The sequence below is a fragment of the Chitinophagaceae bacterium genome (assembly GCA_007695095.1).
Lineage (GTDB): Bacteria > Bacteroidota > Bacteroidia > Chitinophagales > REEL01 > REEL01.
Genome location: REEL01000001.1, coordinates 1 through 2,548, shown reverse-complemented (window position 1 = coordinate 2,548; position 2,548 = coordinate 1). Strand labels below are relative to the sequence as shown.

Here is a 2,548-nt window from a genome sequence, read left to right as displayed (position 1 = left end):
TATAACGGGGTATTGGTATGATTACGGGGCACGGTTTTATGATGCGCAGATTGCAAGGTGGCATGTTGTGGACCCGTTGGCGGAACAAGGATATCATATCAGTCCTTATACTTATGCTTTTAATAATCCATTGTTGTTTATCGACCCGGACGGAATGTGGCCATATACAATAAACGAGGTATTAAGTTTTCAACTAAAAGACCCAAAAACACGAGAAGAACTAACAGGGCTTAGTCAAAGGCAAGTACAGACAAGTATTTTAATAGGGCTTGCAAAGATACTTATGACTGGTAGAAGCGTTTTAGAAGTTGCTGCTTCTTCAATCGATGTTAGTTCTAATGTATCTAATGTTTTAAACTTTGACAAACCTATAAGATCTAAGTTGCCTGGTTATCAGAAAGTATTAGAGGGTATTAATGAAGACCTGAGTAGTAAAATCAGCGAGCTTGACAGCCAACTTGGAGAGATGTCAGTAGAATTAATAAAAATGGAAGATAAAACAACCCCAAATTACAAAAAAATGGAACAAGATTTTGATATCCTATATGATCAAAGAAATGACCTTAATATCCAGAATAATGTTATTAAAGAAGAGTTGAATTGGGTTAGGGAAGAATTGAAGAGACCAATTATCTTTAGATAATATCTGCTTGTGTTCTTTGTGTCTCAATTTTTAAAACTTTAATTGAAATAGGGTCTTCTTTAATTGTTACTCCAGTGTTATTGTCGATTTTGTAATCGACTAATAGTTTTTTCCCAAAGAAATATTTTTTATTTAGCACTATTGTATATGTTTTAATTAAGTTAAATTTTAAATTAAAACCTAGGTTTATACCTGCCGTAATTTCTTGTATCTGTGATAATGGAATTTCTATTTTATGTTTAGGATAGGATACAATTAGTTTGTTTTGGGCAAACTCCAATGACTGAATATTTTGCTTCCTCTGAGAGAATATTAAAAGAATAGCTAAGGGAATGATGACAATTAACAACGCTACAAGTATTCTTATCTCCTGATAATGAATATAAAGAGATAAAAAAACTATTAATATAACTGAAAGCATAAAAGCATTTCTCAGATATGCGGTAGGTTTATTTGATACAGGTAATTTTAATTGTTTTTCAAATGCCATTTCTTATCTAAAATGATTTTCTATAATGGTTTCAGAAGATTTTGCCTCATATCTATTTGCCGAATTTACAGTGAACCCTTTGTCCGAAAAAGGTAATTCTAATTCTCCGTGTTTATGAATGGGATATATGCTAAGTATTGTCATTGCATCTATATTATATTCTATTTTATTTTCTGTGATTATATTGAAGACTGTAAATTTTTCATCAACAGAGTTGTATATAATCATGAACAATTCATTGACAAGAAATGCAACTATAAAATCATTTTTATTCACAGTATTAACTGAATGTTTTTCAGGCTTATACTGGAGTGAAATAAGTTCATTCCTTGCCACTTTCCTTTCGTCTGAGATTATTTGATTTCCGTCCTGATAGTAAATTTTTGAATTTATGTTAGAAAGCTCTTCATATTTTGGGTTGTTAATCCATGTTTGAAGAAGCAATTCATAAATTTGCTCTTTAGTGATGTTTTCCAGTTGATTTTTATCGTAAATATGAACAAGATAAACTTCATTTTCTTTGTACACTATAAAAGTTATCACCCTTGCGCCGCCAGATTTTCCTTTACCTTTTGAGCGGATTGCCAAACGTATTTTGTAAATACCATAACCCAAAGGAATATCTGTTTCCGGGTATTCTGAAAGTTTCTCAACCAACAATTGCAGTTCAGATTTTAGTGATGGGTATTTCTTAAGTAGCTTTTTGAAAAACCTCTTAAAGTCGGGAGTAGGATAAACTTTATAGCTCATCTATAAAATCTTGTGCGTCTTGTTTCTCTATTTTACCTTCCTGCATCATTTTGACCTGGTTAAGGCTGTTTTGCAGTTCGCTTAATGATTTTTTATCAGGTTCAGGAACTTCAACATAATCAAGAGTCTTGATAAACTCTAAAAAAGCTTTGAATTTGTTTTCACTAATATTTAGGGTCAACTGTTTCATTTTAAAATGTATCCTTGATTATTATTATCAAAATTACCACAAATGACAGTAAATTACAATAGTAATTACTTTGTTTTGAGAAAAGAACAACTATTTTTGAGCTTTATATAAAAAATGGGCTGTAAAAAACTCGCGCTATACAACGGAAAAACAACTGTTACCTGGCACGATAGGGCTTTTGGTGAACATAATAAAATCTGTGTAAGTTGGTATGATTACGGGGCGAGATTTTATGATGCGCAAATAGCACGGTGGCATAGTGTGGACCCGTTGTTGGAGTTATATGTCCTTCCAGCATTCCCTTTTCAGTATCTCATATTATTGGTCATACTAAAGTTATGAGTTTTGGTGCTTTTCCCAGTATTAGAAAGGATAACGATTAGAAATGTTTCTGCAAATTAGGACTTAATAGGTGTTAATGAATATTAATAATGGAAAAAAGACGACAGGGGTTTAAAGACATTTTAAAGCAAAT

The 2,548-nt window shown here is 31.9% G+C and carries 5 protein-coding genes; 2 read left to right on the top strand and 3 right to left on the bottom strand.

Annotated elements, in window-relative coordinates:
• Positions 1-643: RHS repeat-associated core domain-containing protein (locus tag EA412_00025; GenBank protein ID TVR84924.1), on the top strand; the 643-nt coding region annotated here is incomplete at its 5' end.
• Here the strand turns inward: EA412_00025 and EA412_00020 are convergent.
• Genes EA412_00020 through EA412_00010 form a run of 3 tightly spaced genes read right to left on the bottom strand, consistent with a single transcriptional unit; the run spans position 636 to position 2,073 of the window.
• The gene (locus EA412_00020) at positions 636-1,133 is read right to left on the bottom strand and encodes a hypothetical protein (protein ID TVR84923.1); all 498 of its coding nucleotides are present in this window, start codon (positions 1,131-1,133) and stop codon (positions 636-638) included. The genes EA412_00025 and EA412_00020 overlap by 8 nt on opposite strands.
• 3 nt (positions 1,134-1,136) lie before the next feature.
• Positions 1,137-1,883: a hypothetical protein gene (locus EA412_00015; GenBank protein TVR84922.1), complete on the bottom strand. Its 747-nt coding sequence runs from the start codon at positions 1,881-1,883 to the stop codon at positions 1,137-1,139.
• On the bottom strand, positions 1,873-2,073 hold the full coding sequence (locus tag EA412_00010) for a hypothetical protein (GenBank protein ID TVR84921.1): 201 nt from the start codon (positions 2,071-2,073) through the stop codon (positions 1,873-1,875). Before EA412_00010 ends, EA412_00015 begins: the two co-directional genes overlap by 11 nt.
• Before the next feature lie 114 nt (positions 2,074-2,187).
• Between EA412_00010 and EA412_00005 the strand changes: the two genes are divergently transcribed.
• Positions 2,188-2,415 (top strand): hypothetical protein, encoded by a 228-nt coding sequence (locus tag EA412_00005; GenBank protein TVR84920.1) that lies wholly within the window; start codon positions 2,188-2,190, stop codon positions 2,413-2,415.
• The last annotated feature ends 133 nt before the right edge of the window (positions 2,416-2,548 follow it).

Excerpts from the sequence above, each read along its gene's own strand:
- EA412_00020 (TVR84923.1), bottom strand. The coding sequence starts at position 1,133 with ATGGCATTTGAAAAACAATTAAAATTACCTGTATCAAATAAACCTACC.
- EA412_00015 (TVR84922.1), bottom strand. The coding sequence starts at position 1,883 with ATGAGCTATAAAGTTTATCCTACTCCCGACTTTAAGAGGTTTTTCAAA.
- EA412_00010 (TVR84921.1), bottom strand. The coding sequence starts at position 2,073 with ATGAAACAGTTGACCCTAAATATTAGTGAAAACAAATTCAAAGCTTTT.
- EA412_00005 (TVR84920.1), top strand. The coding sequence starts at position 2,188 with ATGGGCTGTAAAAAACTCGCGCTATACAACGGAAAAACAACTGTTACC.